Source organism: Paracoccus methylarcula (genome assembly GCF_003007735.2).
Lineage (GTDB): Bacteria > Pseudomonadota > Alphaproteobacteria > Rhodobacterales > Rhodobacteraceae > Paracoccus > Paracoccus methylarcula.
The window spans coordinates 104,197-119,954 of record NZ_PXNQ02000009.1 but is presented as its reverse complement, the minus strand read 5'-3'; the positions used below and the strand labels follow the sequence as shown (position 1 = coordinate 119,954).

Annotated in this window: 12 protein-coding genes and 2 pseudogenes; 7 read left to right on the top strand and 7 right to left on the bottom strand. The window is 64.6% G+C overall.

Features of this window, described 5'->3' with window-relative positions:
• Positions 1–3: 3 nt before the first annotated feature.
• Both frr and pyrH read right to left on the bottom strand, forming a co-directional pair.
• A complete protein-coding gene (gene frr, locus A7A09_RS14900; protein ID WP_106692133.1) occupies positions 4–567 on the bottom strand; it encodes a ribosome recycling factor in 564 nt (187 codons plus the stop codon).
• 122 nt (positions 568–689) lie between these two features.
• Positions 690–1,424 (bottom strand): UMP kinase, encoded by a 735-nt coding sequence (pyrH, locus tag A7A09_RS14895; protein ID WP_106692215.1) that lies wholly within the window; start codon positions 1,422–1,424, stop codon positions 690–692.
• Positions 1,425–1,515: 91 nt separating this feature from the next.
• On the opposite strand from pyrH, the gene miaA reads away from it, so the two are divergent.
• Together miaA and A7A09_RS20845 are read left to right on the top strand one after the other, a co-directional pair.
• On the top strand, positions 1,516–2,403 hold the full coding sequence (miaA, locus tag A7A09_RS14890; protein WP_106692132.1) for a tRNA (adenosine(37)-N6)-dimethylallyltransferase MiaA: 888 nt from the start codon (positions 1,516–1,518) through the stop codon (positions 2,401–2,403).
• Between the two features lie 196 nt (positions 2,404–2,599).
• Positions 2,600–3,568: a helix-turn-helix transcriptional regulator gene (locus A7A09_RS20845; RefSeq protein ID WP_170167122.1), complete on the top strand. Its 969-nt coding sequence runs from the start codon at positions 2,600–2,602 to the stop codon at positions 3,566–3,568.
• Here the strand turns inward: A7A09_RS20845 and A7A09_RS14875 are convergent.
• The 3 genes and pseudogenes from A7A09_RS14875 to A7A09_RS14865 all read right to left on the bottom strand — a co-directional run bounded on the left by A7A09_RS14875 (position 3,556) and on the right by A7A09_RS14865 (position 6,955).
• Positions 3,556–4,319 (bottom strand): annotated as a pseudogene (locus A7A09_RS14875) (RlmE family RNA methyltransferase). The gene A7A09_RS20845 and the pseudogene A7A09_RS14875 overlap by 13 nt on opposite strands.
• On the bottom strand, positions 4,319–5,440 hold the full coding sequence (locus A7A09_RS14870; RefSeq protein WP_106692129.1) for a Ppx/GppA phosphatase family protein: 1,122 nt from the start codon (positions 5,438–5,440) through the stop codon (positions 4,319–4,321). The pseudogene A7A09_RS14875 and the gene A7A09_RS14870 overlap by 1 nt, the downstream one beginning before the upstream one ends.
• Positions 5,441–5,572: 132 nt before the next feature.
• Positions 5,573–6,955: an aminotransferase-like domain-containing protein gene (locus A7A09_RS14865; RefSeq protein ID WP_106692128.1), complete on the bottom strand. Its 1,383-nt coding sequence runs from the start codon at positions 6,953–6,955 to the stop codon at positions 5,573–5,575.
• 121 nt (positions 6,956–7,076) lie between these two features.
• Between A7A09_RS14865 and A7A09_RS14860 the strand changes: the two genes are divergently transcribed.
• Positions 7,077–7,937, top strand: coding sequence for a DMT family transporter (locus A7A09_RS14860; protein ID WP_106692127.1), 861 nt, complete (start codon positions 7,077–7,079; stop codon positions 7,935–7,937).
• A 9-nt stretch (positions 7,938–7,946) separates the two neighbouring features.
• Here A7A09_RS14860 and A7A09_RS14855 read toward each other — a convergent pair whose 3' ends face one another.
• Positions 7,947–8,831: an MBL fold metallo-hydrolase gene (locus A7A09_RS14855; RefSeq protein ID WP_106692126.1), complete on the bottom strand. Its 885-nt coding sequence runs from the start codon at positions 8,829–8,831 to the stop codon at positions 7,947–7,949.
• Positions 8,832–8,989: 158 nt separating this feature from the next.
• Here A7A09_RS14855 and A7A09_RS14850 point away from each other — a divergent pair, with 158 nt between their 5' ends.
• On the top strand, positions 8,990–10,441 hold the full coding sequence (locus A7A09_RS14850) for a TrkH family potassium uptake protein (protein ID WP_106692125.1): 1,452 nt from the start codon (positions 8,990–8,992) through the stop codon (positions 10,439–10,441).
• A gap of 138 nt (positions 10,442–10,579) precedes the next feature.
• On the opposite strand, the gene A7A09_RS14845 is transcribed toward A7A09_RS14850, so the two are convergent.
• Complete coding sequence (locus A7A09_RS14845; RefSeq protein ID WP_148043692.1) at positions 10,580–11,998, bottom strand: peptidoglycan-binding domain-containing protein; 1,419 nt, start codon at positions 11,996–11,998, stop codon at positions 10,580–10,582.
• A gap of 107 nt (positions 11,999–12,105) precedes the next feature.
• Here A7A09_RS14845 and A7A09_RS14840 point away from each other — a divergent pair.
• The 3 genes and pseudogenes from A7A09_RS14840 (at position 12,106) to glyS (ending at position 15,672) form a co-directional block, all read left to right on the top strand.
• Positions 12,106–13,028, top strand: a pseudogene (locus A7A09_RS14840) (glycine--tRNA ligase subunit alpha).
• Complete coding sequence (locus tag A7A09_RS14835; RefSeq protein ID WP_106692123.1) at positions 13,025–13,498, top strand: DUF6446 family protein; 474 nt, start codon at positions 13,025–13,027, stop codon at positions 13,496–13,498. The pseudogene A7A09_RS14840 and the gene A7A09_RS14835 overlap by 4 nt, the downstream one beginning before the upstream one ends.
• Positions 13,498–15,672 carry a glycine--tRNA ligase subunit beta gene (glyS, locus tag A7A09_RS14830; protein WP_106692122.1) on the top strand — a complete coding sequence of 725 codons (2,175 nt, stop codon included), beginning with the start codon at positions 13,498–13,500 and terminating at the stop codon, positions 15,670–15,672. The genes A7A09_RS14835 and glyS overlap by 1 nt, the downstream gene beginning before the upstream one ends.
• The last annotated feature ends 86 nt before the right edge of the window (positions 15,673–15,758 follow it).

Here is a 15,758-nt window from a genome sequence, read left to right as displayed (position 1 = left end):
TCCTCAGACCTGCATGATTTCGGCCTGCTTGGCCTCGAGCGCCTCATCGACACCGGCAATCATCTTGTCGGTCAGTTCCTGGACAGCCGTTTCCCAGAATTTCTGGTCATCCTCGGGCATGCCGCTGGCCTTGCCCTTCTTGACCTGGTCCATGCCGTCGCGGCGCACATTGCGGATCGCGACCCGCGCGCTTTCGGCATATTGGGCGGCAACCTTGGTCAATTCGCGGCGGCGTTCCTCGTTCAGCTCGGGGATCGGCAGCATGATGATGGTGCCGTTGGTCTGCGGGTTGATGCCAAGGCCGCTTTCGCGGATCGCTTTCTCGACCTTGCCGACCATGGACTTGTCCCAGATATTGATGGTGACCATGCGCGGCTCGGGCACGTTCACGGTACCAAGCTGGTTGATCGGTGTCATCTGGCCATAGGCGTCGACCTGAACCGGCTCGACCATCGAGGCCGAAGCGCGGCCGGTGCGAAGCGAAGCGAATTCATGGCGCAGGCTTTCCATCGCGCCCTTCATCCGCCGTTCCAGATCGTCTATATCGATTTCGATGTCCTCTGCCATATTCGGACTGCCTCTGAATTGGATTTTCACCGCTTGTAACCGCAATACACAGGCTTGGCAAAGGCTTTACCCGCCGATCGGCGGGCATTTGACCGCCCGGCCGATGACGGGAAATCACACCGTCAGTTATGCACCCGGGTATAGGTGCCGTCACCCTCGAGGATGGTCCGGAACCCGCCGGGCTCGTCCAGCGAGAAGACGATGATCGGCAGGCGGTTGTCGCGCGCCAGCGCAATGGCCGAGGCATCCATCACGCCCAGATGCTTTTGCAGCACCTCGTCATAGGACACGTTGTTGTAGCGCGTCGCGTCCTCGTGTTTCTCGGGATCCTTGTCATAGACGCCATCGACCTTGGTGCCCTTGAAGATCGCCTCGCAGTTCATCTCGTTGGCGCGCAGCGTGGCTGCGGTATCGGTGGTGAAATAGGGATTGCCGGTCCCGGCGGCGAAGATCACGATCCGCTTCTTTTCCAGGTGGCGGATGGCGCGGCGGCGGATATAGGGCTCGCAGACCTCGTCCATCCGGATGGCGCTGATGACGCGGCAATGCAGGCCCTTGGCCTCCAACGCCGACTGCATCGCCAGCGCGTTCATCACCGTGGCCAGCATTCCCATATAGTCGGCGGTGGTCCGTTCCATCCCCTGGGCACTGCCCTGCAATCCGCGGAAGATATTGCCGCCGCCGATGACCATGCAGACCTCGACCCCCATCTGGGCAACCGATTCGACCTCGTTCGCGATCCGGGCCACGGTGGGCGGATGCAGGCCGTAGCCCTGGTCGCCCATCAGCGCCTCTCCCGAGATCTTCAGCATCACCCGGCCATATTGAGTGGGCGCAGAGCCCGTTCGATCAGTCATGTCCTGTCCTTTTTCATCGCCGCGCCCGCCGCTTTCATTGCCGCGCAAAATGTCGCAAAAAGCGGACAGGATCAACCGCCCGGAACCACCCATGCAAGCACCCGATCTCGCACAGATCGACCCCGCGCGCCACCTGCTGATCGCAGGGCCGACCGCCAGCGGCAAATCGGCACTGGCGCTGGCGGTGGCGCAGGCACAGGGCGGGCTGATCGTGAATGCCGATGCCTTGCAGATCTGGTCCTGCTGGCGGGTGCTGACCGCGCGGCCTTCGCAAGCCGACGAGGCCGCGGCTCCGCATGCGCTTTATGGCCATGTCACGCCGGATCGCAGCTATTCCGTCGGAGACTGGCTGCGCGATGTCGCCCAGCTTGCGGATCAGCGCCTGATCGTCGTGGGCGGCACGGGGCTCTACCTGACGGCGCTGACGCAGGGATTGGCCTATGTCCCGCCTGTCCTGCCCGGGATCCGTGCGGCGGGTGACGCGATGCTGGCCGAGGAAGGCGGGCTGGCGCAGATGGTGGCCGAGCTCGACCCGGAAACCGGACAGCGCATCGATCTCCGCAACCCGGCACGTGTCCAGCGCGCATGGGAGGTGCTGCGGGCGACCGGGCGTGGGCTGGCGTCCTGGCAGGCCGACACCCCACCGCCGTTGATCCCCGCCGCAGAATGCCAGCGGCTGGTCATCAGCGCCGACCGGGACTGGCTGGCCGAGCGCATCGCCCGGCGCTTTCGCTTGATGACGGCCGGCGGGGCATTGGCCGAGGTGCAGGCGATGCTGCCCGAATGGGATCCCGGCAAGCAATGGGCCCGCGCCATCGGGGCGCCGGAACTGGTTGCGCATCTGCGGGGCGAGTTCGATCTTGAGACCGCGACCGAGCGCGCCATCATCTCTACCCGGCAATATGCGAAATCGCAGCGGATATGGTTCCGGAACCGGATGAAGGATTGGCAGGACTGGCCGGTGGGACCAAGGGACTGACCCGGCCGGTCACGCAACCCGGATATTTTCGGGATTCACGGTTGCCGAACCGCCGGCGTTAGGCGACAGTTTACCCGGAGAGTATATGAGTTCACGGTTACAGATGGCGTCTCATGATCGAACAGATTGGGAGGGCGGTTTTCCTTTCTCGCCCAGCCCCTTCGCAGAGCGAAGCCCATCGGGCCAGTCTCGCCCGATGGCAGGCGGCCTGCCGGATGCCCGGATCAACGATGCGCATATTCCCGAGGGACGTGCCCCGGATATGCACCGCTATCACGCCGCCACGGACCGGCTCGGGACGACGCCCCTTCCGATGCCGCCGAAGGTGTTGGCCACAGCGGGCCGCCCCTTTGCACAGCGCCCGGTAGTGCGGCAATCCGGGCTGCGCCTCTTGCCGCTGGCGGGGTTCATCTGGGGCAGCCGCGCCACGCCTCCGCAGCCCCGGACCCGTGCCGATCATATCCTGATCTGGGTGACCGTGGGGCATTTGCGCCTGAACTTCCCGCGGCAGCAGCATGTCATGGAATGCGATGCGGTCCGTTACATCCCCGCCGGAACCGCCTTTGCCGCATTGCCGATGCCGGGAACCGAGGGCCACGCCCTGCTGCTCGCCCCCGCATTGCTGCGCGATATCGATCCGCCATTTCCCCGGCAGCCGATGGCGGGCTCCGCCGGCGAATCCAGGGAGGCGCTGCTGGCAACCCTCCGGGAACTGGCCGAGGAAAGCGCCGGACCCAATTCCGAAAAGGCGCTGCAATGCCTGCTTGGGGTTCTGGCCCTGCGCCTTGCCCGGCTCGAACCCATCCGTGCCAATGCGGGCCTGCCGCCTCTCCTCGGCGAAACGCAACGTCCTCTGGTCGAGCGCTTTCTTTCGCTGGCCATGGCGCATTTGCGGGAAGGACCGACCATCGCCGATCTCGCGGCAGAGCTGGGAACGGGCACGGCGGCGCTGGACCATGCCTGCCAGAGCGCCCGGGGCAAGCGTGCCATCGACCTGATGCACGAGGTGCGGCTGCAACGGGCGGTCGAAATGCTGCGCGAAGGCGGACAAAGCCCGGCACAGATCGCGAAGGAACTGGGCTATACCAGCCACACCCATTTCACCCGCAGCTTTGTCGCGGCGACCGGGCAGCGCCCCGAAACTTTCCGGGATCAATCCTCCTGATCGTCCTCTTCGACGGGATCGCGGCGGCCCCGGAATCCGGTCGCGACCACGAATTTCTCCGACGAGTCGCTGCGGCTGGCCGGGGGTTTTACATTGGCGACCTTCTGGAAGTTCCGTTTCAGCATCGCCTGCATGTCGCTTTCCGCACCGCCCGCCAACACCTTGGCGACAAAGGTTCCGCCCGGTTCGAGAACATCGAGGGCCAGCGCGGCAGCAGCCTCGACCAGCGCGACGATACGCAGGTGATCCGTCCCCTTGTGACCCGAAGAGGACGCGGCCATGTCGGACATCACGACATCGGCCGCTCCGCCCAGCCAGTCCTTGACCTTGTCATCGGCACCGTCGGACAGGAAATCCAGCAGGTGAATCTCGGCCCCCGCCACCGGATCGACCTCTTGCAGGTCGACGCCCAGCACCCGGCCCACCGCTTTACCGGATTTCTCGCCAAGCGCGTTCACGCGCTGCACGGCCACCTGGCACCATCCCCCCGGCGCACAGCCAGATCGACCACGCGCGCGCCCGGCACGAGAAAGCGATACTTGTCGTCCAGCTCAAGGATCTTGTAGGCGGCCCGTCCCCGATACCCCTCGCGCCTCGCCCGCGCGACATAGGGATCGTTCAACTGCCGCTCCAGCCACAGCTTGCTGGACAGCTTGCGTCCCTTTGCGGTCTTGACCCGAACACGCAGGTCACGCTCTCCGCGCCCGCTGGATTTTCCTGCCCGGCTACCGCCTGAACCTTTTGCTGCCATCATGCCACTCCATTCAGCCCTTCCGGCCTGAGCACCCCATCGCGCACCATCTGGGCATAAAGCAACCCCTCACGCAGTCCGCGATCGGCGACCGACAGCTTGTTCGTCGGCCAGACCCGCATCAGGGTCTGCAGGATCGCCGCGCCAGACATGATCAGCGCATGCCGTTCCCGCCCGATCCTCGGATCCGAGCGGCGGCCGGCAGGGCCAAGGGCCAGGTAGGAATGGATGACCCGGTCGATCTGCGCGGTGCTCATCGTCAACCCGTCCACCTTGGTCCGGTCATAGCGGCGCAGCTTGAGATGGCTTGCCGCGACCGTGGTGACGGTGCCCGAGGTGCCGATGATCTGGAACCCCTCGTCGGGCGAGCCGTCCGCATAGGGCGCGAAATCGGCCAGAAGTTCCTCGAAATACCAGCTCATCAGCGCGAAACGGCCCTGGTCGTCCTCGACATCGGCGAACATGTCGCGCAGCGTCGCCACCCCAAGGGGCACGCTGATCCAGTCGACCACCCGCGCCCCGCCCGGCTGCGGATTGCCGAAACCGTCGCTCAGCCGCATGATCGCGCGCGGACGCTCGCGCGGCTCGACATCCTCCAGGTCGATCCAGACCAGCTCGGTCGAGCCGCCGCCGATATCGACGACCAGAAGCGTCTCGGTCTTGTGGCTGACCAGCGGGGCGCAGGAGATCACCGCCAGCCGCGCCTCTTCCTCTGCATCGATGATCTCGAGCGGCAGACCGGTCTCGCGGCGGATATTGCGCATGAAATCGCGGCTGTTCCGCGCCCGGCGGCAGGCCTCTGTCGCGACCAGCCGCATGCTTTTGACATTGTGCTGTTCCAGCTTGCGGCGGCAGACATGCAATGCGTGGATGGTACGTGCCATCGAACTCCGGGACAGGCGCCCCGAAGCCTCCAGCCCCAATCCAAGCTGCACGGGCTTGGAGAAGCTGTCCACGACCTGAAACTGACTGCCGCGCGGTCGCGCAATCAGCATCCGGCACGAATTTGTCCCGAGATCGAGCGCCGCATAAAGCGCGCCCTCCTCGGTCTGGCGGGTGACGGACGGCTCAACCGTATTTTTCGGGAACGCGCCCCCACCCGCGGGACGCCTGGGCGCCATGATCACGCCCTCCGATCTCAACTTGGTTTCAAGGTAGCCTGCGGAGGGGGCGCGTTCAAGGGCGCGGTGAGGATTAAAATCGCCTTTCGAGCATGCCTGCGCGATGCCACCGAGATAGCCGGAATCGGCATGTCAAGCCGCCGCCCGCATGGCGCGATCAAGGATGTCATAGATCCCCGGATCACCCATCTGGCCGACATTGAAACGCATATATGACGTCATCGCCTGCGAGGGGCTGAAGACATTCCCCGGCGCCAGGACGACATTCTCGGACAGAGCCGCGCGTGCCATCGCCGCCCCGTCCGTGCCTTCGGGCAGCGCGCACCACAGGTAGAAACCACCGCGAGGCATGAGCCAGGGGATAATCCCCATCCCGCTCAGCCGTGCGCCGGTCAAGCGCCGGAGCCGTGCAAGACGCGCCCGAAGCGCCTCCATATGCTTGCGATATCCGCCATCGCTCAGCGCGTGATGCAGAATCTCCGCTGCCAGCGGGCTCGGACCGCCGAAATTGGTGGCCACCTGCAGATCGATCAGCGCCTCGATCCAGTCGGGCCGCGCCGCGACGTAGCCGCAGCGGACCGAGGCCGAGAGCGTCTTGGAGAAACTGCCGATCCGGATCACCCGGTCCAGCCCGTCCATCGCCGCCAGCCGTGGGGAAGGATCGGGCTCGAATTCGGCAAAGATATCGTCCTCGATCACGATCAGGTCATGCGCGGCGGCAAGGGTCAGCAGGCGATGCGCGACCTGCGCCGAGATCGTCGCCCCCGTCGGGTTATGCAGTGCCGAATTGGTGATGTAGAGGCGCGGCTTGTGCCGGGCCAGTGCCGCTTCGAAATGCTCCATATCCGGTCCCTGCGGTGTATAGGGCACGCCGATGATCTCGACCCGATGCGCCCGGAACAGCGCCTGGAAGTTGAAATAGCAGGGATCATCGACCAGCACCTTGTCGCCCGGTGAAAGCAGCAGACGACAGACGAGATCGATCGCGTTCGACCCCGAGGCGGTCAGCAGGATACGATCCGGCCCGGCCTCGATCCCCTGATCCGCAAGCTGCCGCGACAGCAGACGGCGCAGCTTCACCTCGCTGCGGGTGCCGCCGTAATAGGCCAGCAGCCCGTCATCCGCCCGCCCCGCAGCACGGATCGCGCGCCTGAGCGAATCCACGGGCATCCAGTCGGCGGGCAACCATCCGCAACCCGGCTTGGGTGCGTCCTCACCGGCATCCAGCGACTGGCGCGAGACCCAGAGCGGATCGATCTCGCGTTCCAGTCTTGGTCCCAGTTCGGACAGGGCGACGGGCCGGTTGCGGTGAGCAGCAAAGAAGCCCGAGCGGCGGCGCGCGAAGATCACCCCCTCGGCGGCAAGCCGGTCATAAGCCTCGACCACGGTCGAGGGCGAAACCCCCATCGCCGCCGCAAAGCCGCGGATCGAGGGCAGTTTTTCCCCCGGCGCGACCGCGCCGCCGTCGATCCTGCGGCGGATCGCCTGCATGACCTGTTCTGTCCGGTTCTTCATCTGTCACTCATTTGTATTGGTTAATGTATCAATACAGATTGTCATAATTGTATTGGTTTGTATCTGTCTTCACCAGCCCTGTCCTCTTATCCACGTGCCATGACATGAAAGGAGCAGCGGGATGCAGGGCATGACGGCGGGATGGGGCAGCGGATTTCTGGGAATGCTGATTTTCAGCGGCTCGCTGCCGGCAACGCGGGTCGCGGTCGAGGGGTTCAGCCCGCTCTTTCTGACATCGGCCCGCGCCGTGCTGGCGGCCTGCATCGCGATCATGCTGCTGAAACTGCTGCGCGAAAGCCGGCCGGAGCGCGGCGACATGATGTCGCTGGCGATCGTCGCGCTTGGCGTCGTGGTAGGCTTTCCACTGCTGACCGCGATGGCGCTGCAATATGTCACCGCCGCGCATTCCATCGTCTTCATCGGCCTCTTGCCACTGGCCACCGCGATCTTCGGGACCCTGCGCGGCGGCGAACGCCCGGCCCCTCTGTTCTGGCTGTTTTCCTGCCTCGGCAGCCTGCTGGTCGCCGGATATGCTCTGATCCAGAACAGTGACGCGCAGTTCACCGGTGATCTGCTGATGATCGCGGCCATCCTCGCCTGCGGTTTCGGCTATGCGGAAGGCGCGACCTTGTCGCGGCGGCTCGGAGGCTGGCAGGTGATCTGTTGGGCGCTGGTTCTCTCGCTTCCGGTGATGGCGGCGCTGGCATGGGCTGTCTGGCCCGCCAGCCTGAGCGGGATCGGCCCCGCGCAATGGATCGGGCTGGGCTATGTGTCGGTGTTTTCCATGCTGGTCGGCTTCGTCTTCTGGTATCGTGGGTTGGCGATCGGCGGCATTGCCGGGGTTGGCCAGCTGCAATTGCTGCAGCCCTTCTTCGGGCTGATGCTGGCATGGCTGCTGCTGCATGAACCCGTGGCGCCATCGATGATCGGGATCACGCTGCTCGTGGTGCTTTGCGTGGCCGGGGCCAAGCGCTTTGCCTGACCCCGCCCCCTACAGCCCGTTGACCGGAACCTTGAGCATCGGGCGGCCGTCCTTGTCGGTCGGCACCTCGCCCGCCCGCATGTTCACCTGCAGCGAGGGGATGATCAGTCGAGGCATCGCCAGTTGCGCATCGCGCTCGGTGCGGAAGCGGATGAACTCTTCGCGGCTTCGCCCGCCACCGACATGGATATTATGCGCCTTCTCCTCGGCCACGGTGGTCTCCCACCGGATGTCGCGCCCGTTCGGGCCGTAATCGTGGCACATGAACAGCCGCATCTCGTCGGGCAATGCCAGCACCTTCTGGATACTGTCGTAAAGCACGCCCGCATCGCCGCCGGGGAAATCCGCACGGGCCGAGCCGCCATCGGGCATGAACAACGTATCGCCCACGAAGGCCGCATCGCCCATGATATGGGTCATGCAGGCGGGCGTATGGCCGGGTGTGTGGATGGCAAAGCAGGGCATTTCGCCGATCTTGTAGCGGTCGCCATCCTCGAACAGATGATCGAACTGGCTGCCATCGCGCTGGAACTCGGTCCCTTCGTTGAAGATCTTGCCGAAGACATCCTGCACCACCATGATACCCGCGCCGATGCCGATCCTGCCGCCCAAGCGGTCCTGGATATAAGGCGCTGCTGAAAGATGGTCGGCATGGACATGGGTTTCGATGATCCATTCCAGGCGCAAGCCGCGGCGGCTGATCTCGTCGATCAGCATATCGGCGTGCTCATAGGTGATCCGGCCCGCCGCGTAATCGATATCCATGACCGAATCGATGATCGCACAGGCATCCGAGGCGGGATCCTTCACGATGTAGCTGATCGTGTTCGTTGCGCGGTCGAAATGGCCGCGGACATCCGGCCTGATGGACATCGTCACGGGATGGGCTGCCATATTTCCTCCGTGGAATATGCGGTCACGCTACCGGGACGATTATAGCCGCTCCGATATAGATATACATCCCCTGGCGGCACCGGGTTCCGGATCGGAGCGGCGCCTCCCAGGGGTTTTCAGCGCTTGACGCTCCGCGTCCCGCACGGCAAGCAAACGACATGATGGATATCCGCCCGGTCGCTCACCCGCTTGGAAAGGTCATTGTCGTGCTGGGCGCATCGATGGCCCTGCCGATGGTGGCCGATTGGTGGGTCGGAAATGACCATTGGGAAGTCTTCCTGCAATCCGGCGTCATCACCGTCGTTGCGGGACTGCTGGTCACGTTCGCATCGCGCGGCGATTACCGCTCGCTCAACATCCAACAGGCGTTCCTGATCACCTCGGGTCTCTGGGCCGTGCTGCCGGTCTTCGGCGCCCTGCCCTTCATCATCGGTCAGCCATATGCAGGCTTCACCGATGCCTATTTCGAGGCGATGTCAGGCGTGACCACCACCGGCACCACCGTTTTTCCCGAACTGGACGGCCTGCCGCGCGGCACACATCTGTGGCGCGGAATCCTGCAATGGATCGGCGGGTTGGGGATCGTCGTCGTCGCCATGGTGTTCCTGCCGGTGATGAAGGTCGGCGGCATGCAGTTCTTCCGGTCCGAAGGCTTCGACACATTGGGGAAAATCCTGCCCCGTGCAGGCGAGATCGCAGCCGAGATGACCCGCTTCTACGTCCTGCTGACGATTGCCGCGGCACTGACTTATATCCTGCTGGGACTGAACGGATATGACGCGATCATGCATTCCCTGTCGACCGTCTCCACCGGCGGCTTTTCCAGCTATGATGCGAGTTTCGGAGCGTTTCTCGGGCCGCCCGAATGGGCCGCGTCGGTTTTCATGATCCTCGCCTCGATTCCCTTCATCCGCATGGTCCAGGTCATGCGCGGCGATTTCCCCCCCATCTGGCAGGACAGCCAGATCCGCGCCTATCTGCGCTGGATTTTCTATGCATGCACCATCATCGTCCTTTACCGGCTGCTGGTGATGCATCAGGGCGATCATCCGGGTGAGCTGATCCGCGAGACCGTCTTCAATACCATCTCGACATTTTCCGGCACCGGCTATGCCTCGACGGACATGGTTGCCTGGGGGCATCTGCCGCTGGCGCTGCTGATCGTGGTCGGGCTGATCGGCGGCTGCACCGGTTCGACCGGCTGTTCGGTCAAGATCTTCCGCTACCTGGTGCTGTTCCAGGCGGTCCGCGCGCAAATCCGGCGGCTGCATTCGCCGCATCGCGTCTATCCGCTGCGCTATGACGGGCGCCCCCTCGACCAGGAGGTGATCGATTCGGTGATGGCCTTCTTCACGCTGTTCATGCTGACATTCGGACTGCTGATCGTCGGGCTTTCGCTGACCGGACTGCACACGAAAACCGCGCTGACCGCCGCATGGACGGCCATCGCCAATATCGGCCCGGCATGGGGACCCGAGATCAGCGCGAACGGCTCGATCGTCGACTTTCCGGCCAGCGCCAAATGGATGATGATCCTCGGCATGTTCCTGGGACGGCTCGAACTTGTCTCGGTGCTCGTGCTGCTGCTGCCGAAATTCTGGCGGTCCTGAACGGCGCGCCTTCTTCTTCACTCCAATATCCCCGGGGGTCCGGGGGCAGGCAGCCCCCGGCGATCGCGGGACGTGAATTTCCAGCGCGTAGCCGATGGGGTGATGCCCCGGTGGTTTTCCGCCCGCCCCGACAGGTTCTCAGGGCTGTCCGGTTACGTTTTCCGCCGCATCGGTTTCGGACCCAGGTGCAACCGGGTCATCCTGTGCCGGAGCGTGCCGGGTCAGGCTGTCGCTCATCTCTGCGGCAAGGCGGGTCTGGTTCGCGGGATCATTCGCGGGCCAGATCAGCACGAAGCCCTCGGCCCGCCCGTCGCGCACCCAGCCCTCGGCCCGGCCATGGTGATCGGCATTCTTGCCTTCCAGCAGGACATGTCCCTTTTCGATCACCCGCTTGGGTTGCGGCACCCAGCCAAGAGCGGTGACCAGCCCGGACAGATCGACAAGCTCCTGCTGCCCGCCCGGCTGGCTGAACAGGATCAGCGCCGCCCCGGAATCGTTCTTCGGCGCATAGATCGACAGCGCCCTTTCGGTGCGGTCGAATTGCAGCTTGTCCATCGGCGCCGTCAGGCTGAGCCCGGTATGCTCGTCCTCCAGCACCGTCAGCCCCAACTCGTCGCGCCACGCCGCGCGCCGTTCGATCAGCTTGCGCATGGCGGTGCCGGGATCGGGGGAAAGCCGCTGACCGGTGATCTCGGCATTGATGGCGGCGCGGGTCTGGGGACCGGCCTTGCCGTCGATCCCGCCCTCGTAAAGCCCGGCCCAACGCAGCGCCTTCTGCACCTCGTCCATCGGCGGCATCTCTTGCGCTTCGCCCGGTGCTGGCAGATCGGGGGCTTCACCCGGCATCACCTCTTCGCCCATCTCCGCCGCATCCGAGGTAAAGGCGTCACCCGGCATCAGGTCGGCCTGCTTGAAGGCGGCCAGCCATGCAAGGGCAGTGTCCTCCTCCAGCGGGCCAAGCGCTACGCCGTACCAGTCGCCCGGCAAATGCCACAGCCCCGCGCCGGGGAAATTCTCGCGCCACTCAGCCAGCGCCTCCTCGGCCTCGGCCTGAGTGCGCAGGGATTGCAGCCGGATATAAGTGCCCGGCGCTGCCGCGGCGGGTTCGGCAACGGGTTCGGGTGCGTTGTCGGGCTGCCCTCCGGTCATCACCGGGTTGACCTGCAGGTTTTCGGGGACCGTTGCCGCAGCCCCATCGTCTTGCGCCGGTTCGGCATCGTCGGAAGGCGTGGCAGCAACCGGCGTAAATTCCACACCGCTTCCCGGCTCGGCCACGAAACTGTCGGCCGGCACCTCTCCGGCGGCGCGCAGCTCGGCCAGCCGTGTCTCGGCCTCTTCCGGTGACAGCGGACCCAGGGCGATCCCGATCCAGCCGCCGCTCAGCGGGAATGTCACCACGTCGTCGAATTTCCGGCTCCAACCCGCTGCCGCCTCGTTCGCCGCGGCCTCGCCACGCTTGGCCTCGATCCGTATCACCGCATCCTGTGCGAAGCCCGCGACCGGCAAACCCGCCGTCAGAACCCCCACAGCCAGAACCGTCTTCATCATGTGCCGCATACCGGCCTCCTTTGCGGGCCGCTGCCCGACCCTTTATTGACCCTGCCCCAAGCCACGCCTAGAAGGCGCGGGACGCTTTGCACGATCTATGCAAAAAGGACGCCCCGATGACCAGCCCCAACCGCCCCCGCAGCTTTCAGGAGGTCATTCTCCGCCTTCAGAATTACTGGGCCGGACAGGGCTGCGCGATCCTGCAACCCTATGACATGGAGGTGGGTGCGGGCACCTTCCATCCCGCGACCACCCTGCGCGCCCTTGGATCAAGGCCATGGGCGGCGGCCTATGTCCAGCCATCGCGCCGCCCGACCGATGGCCGCTATGGCGAGAATCCGAACCGGTTGCAGCACTATTATCAATATCAGGTGATCATCAAACCCAGCCCCGCGAATTTGCAGGAACTTTACCTGGGCAGCCTGCGCGCCATCGGCCTCGATCCGATGACCCACGATGTCCGTTTCGTCGAGGATGACTGGGAAAGCCCCACGCTTGGCGCATGGGGACTGGGATGGGAGGTCTGGTGCGATGGCATGGAAGTCAGCCAGTTCACCTATTTCCAGCAGGTCGGCGGGCATGATTGCCGACCCGTCTCGGGCGAGCTGACCTATGGGCTGGAGCGGCTGGCAATGTATGTGCTGGGCGTCGAGCATGTGATGGACATGCCCTTCAACGACCCCGACGCCGCCATTCCGCTGAGTTATGGCGATATCTTCCTTCAGACCGAACAGGAATATTCGCGCTGGAACTTCGACCAGGCCGACACGGACACGCTGTTCCGGCATTTCGAGGATGCCGAGGCCGAATGCGCCCGTATCCTCGGTGCGGACGAGACAGACAGCGCCGGGCGCGTATCCCGATGGCGCATCCGGCCTATGACCAATGCATCAAGGCCAGCCATGTCTTCAACCTGCTGGACGCGCGCGGGGTGATCTCGGTCACCGAGCGGCAGGCCTATATCGGCCGTGTCCGGGCGCTGGCCAAGGCATGCGCCGACCTGTTCGTGACCACCGAGGCAGCGGGAGCGCAGGCGTGAACGGCAAGATCGTCGGCCTTGCCCTGATCCTGTCCGCCGCCGTTGCGGGGGGCGGGATCTGGTATGCGCAGGAATATGGTTTCTACGACGAGATCGCGCCGGACAGCCCGGCAGCCGCAGTGCAGATCAGGACCGATGCGGGGGCTCAGGACCTTCAGATCGCCGATTTCAAGGGTATCGACGCCGACAGCTCACCGATCCGCTGGCGCGCATGTTTCCGCATCGAGGGCGATTTCCCCGATGCCACCTCCTTCGAAGGTGCCACCCCGCTGGTCGGCCCGCGCTGGTTCGATTGCTTCGATGCCGAACAGATCGGCGCGGATCTCGAATCCGGCGCTGCCCGTGCCGTCCTGAGCCAGTCCGAAGTTCAACCGGATGTGGACCGCGTGCTGGCGATCTATCCCGATGGCCGCGCCTATGGCTGGCACCAATATAACGACAAGACCCCGGAACGCGGAGTGATGGACTGATGCCCGACCTTCTCATCGAGCTTTTCTCGGAGGAAATCCCCGCCCGGATGCAATCCCGCGCCCGTGCGGACCTGAAACGCCTGATCACCGACGGGCTGGTCGAAGGCGGTCTGACCTATGCCTCGGCGGGTGCGTTCAGCACCCCGCGCCGGTTGGTCCTGACCGTCGAGGGGCTGACCGCCCACAGCCCCACCACCCGCGAAGAGCGCAAGGGCCCGCGCGTGGACGCACCCGAAAAGGCGCTGGAAGGGTTCCTGCGTGGTGCTGGCCTGACCCGCGATCAACTGGAGAAGCGCGACGACAAGAAGGGGCAGGTCTGGTTCGCCACCATCGAGAAGCCGGGCCGCCCCGCAGCCGTGATCGTGGCCGAGGTGCTGGAAACCGCCATCCGCAGTTTTCCATGGCCGAAATCCATGCGTTGGGGCGGCGGATCGCTGCGTTGGGTGCGTCCGCTACATTCGATCCTGTGCATCCTGACCGATGAAACCGGCACATCCGTGGTGCCACTGACCGTCGAGGGTATCGCGGCGGGCGACACGACACGCGGCCACCGCTTCATGTCGCCCGAGCCCTTCGCCGTCACGGGGTTCGAGGATTATGCCGCGAAACTGCGCCGCGCCCGGGTCATGCTGGACCACGACGAACGCGAAGCCGCGATCCGGCAGGAGGCCGGCAGCCTCGCCTTCGCGCGTGGCTGGGAGATCGTGTCGGATGACGGGCTGATGTCCGAGGTCGCCGGGCTGGTCGAATGGCCGGTGCCGCTGATGGGGGTGATCGAGGAACGTTTCCTCGACCTGCCGCCCGAGGTGCTGCAGACCTCGATGAAGGAGCATCAGAAATTCTTCTCGGCCCGCAATCCAAAGACCGGACGGATCGAGGGTTTCGTCACCGTCGCCAATATCGAGACCAGTGATGACGGCGCGACGATCCTCGCCGGGAACCAGCGCGTGCTGGCAGCCCGACTGTCGGATGCCGCCTTCTTCTGGGAAAACGACCTGCGCGACGCGAAAGCGGGCATGGAGGATTGGGCCGAAGGGTTGAAATCCGTGACCTTCCACCGGCAGTTGGGCTCTCAGGCGGATCGGATTGAGCGCATCGCCGCGCTTTCGCGTGAGATTGCGCCCTTGGTCGGGGCCGATCCAGATCAGGCGGAACAGGCGGCGCGTTTGGCCAAGCTGGATTTACGCTCGGCCATGGTCGGCGAGTTCCCCGAATTGCAGGGCATCATGGGCAGGTATTACGCCAAGGCCGCGGGTCATGCCGATGCGGTGGCCGATGCCGTGCGGGATCACTATTCGCCCCTCGGGCCGTCCGACGCGGTGCCCTCGGCCCCGGTCTCGGTCGCCGTGGCGCTGGCCGACAAGATCGACATGCTGACCGGGTTCTGGGCCATCGACGAGAAGCCGACCGGATCGAAGGATCCCTTCGCGCTCAGGCGGGCAGCGTTGGGGGTGATCCGGCTGGTGCTGTCGAATGGCGTTCGTATAGCACTCAACACTCTTGCAGTAACGATTTTCGTCGCCAGAGAATCTATGAGCAAAGCGGGCCACGACAATTTTGATGCGGCATTGATGAGTATCCAGCTCACCAGCGGGCTGAATGAAGCAGAAGGAAGAGCTACAGGCTCCGAAGTTGCAAACCAGCGCGCCGCCGACCTCCTCGCCTTCCTCCATGACCGTCTCAAGGTCCATCTGCGCGACCAGGGCATTCGTCACGACATCATCGACGCGGTGCTGGCGCAGCCTGGCAATGACGATCTGGTGCAGGTGGTGAACCGTGCCACCGCGCTGAACGAGATGCTGAAGACAGAGGACGGGCAGAACCTGACGCAGGGACTGAAACGTGCCGGAAACATCCTTGCCCAGGCCGAGGACAAGGACGGCGTCGAATACAGTTTCGGTGCCGATCAGAAATTTGCGGAATCCGACGAGGAACGCGCGCTGTTCAAGGCGCTCGACACGGCGGAACCGGCGATCAAGGGCGCCATCGAGGCAGAGGATTTCCCCGCCGCCATGACCGCCATCGCCGGGCTGCGCGCGCCCATCGACGCGTTCTTCGAGGCGGTGCAGGTCAATACCGACAACCAGATCGTCCGGCGCAACCGGCTCAACCTGCTTTCCCGCATCCGCGAGGCTGGCCGCCAGATCGCCGATTTCACCCGGATCGAGGGCTGAGCGCCTCTGCGCCCTGCCCTCGCCCTCGTGAATGAGGGCGAGGGGCGCGACGGCCTCTTTCCTTGACGCTCGGGTTGCGCTAAACC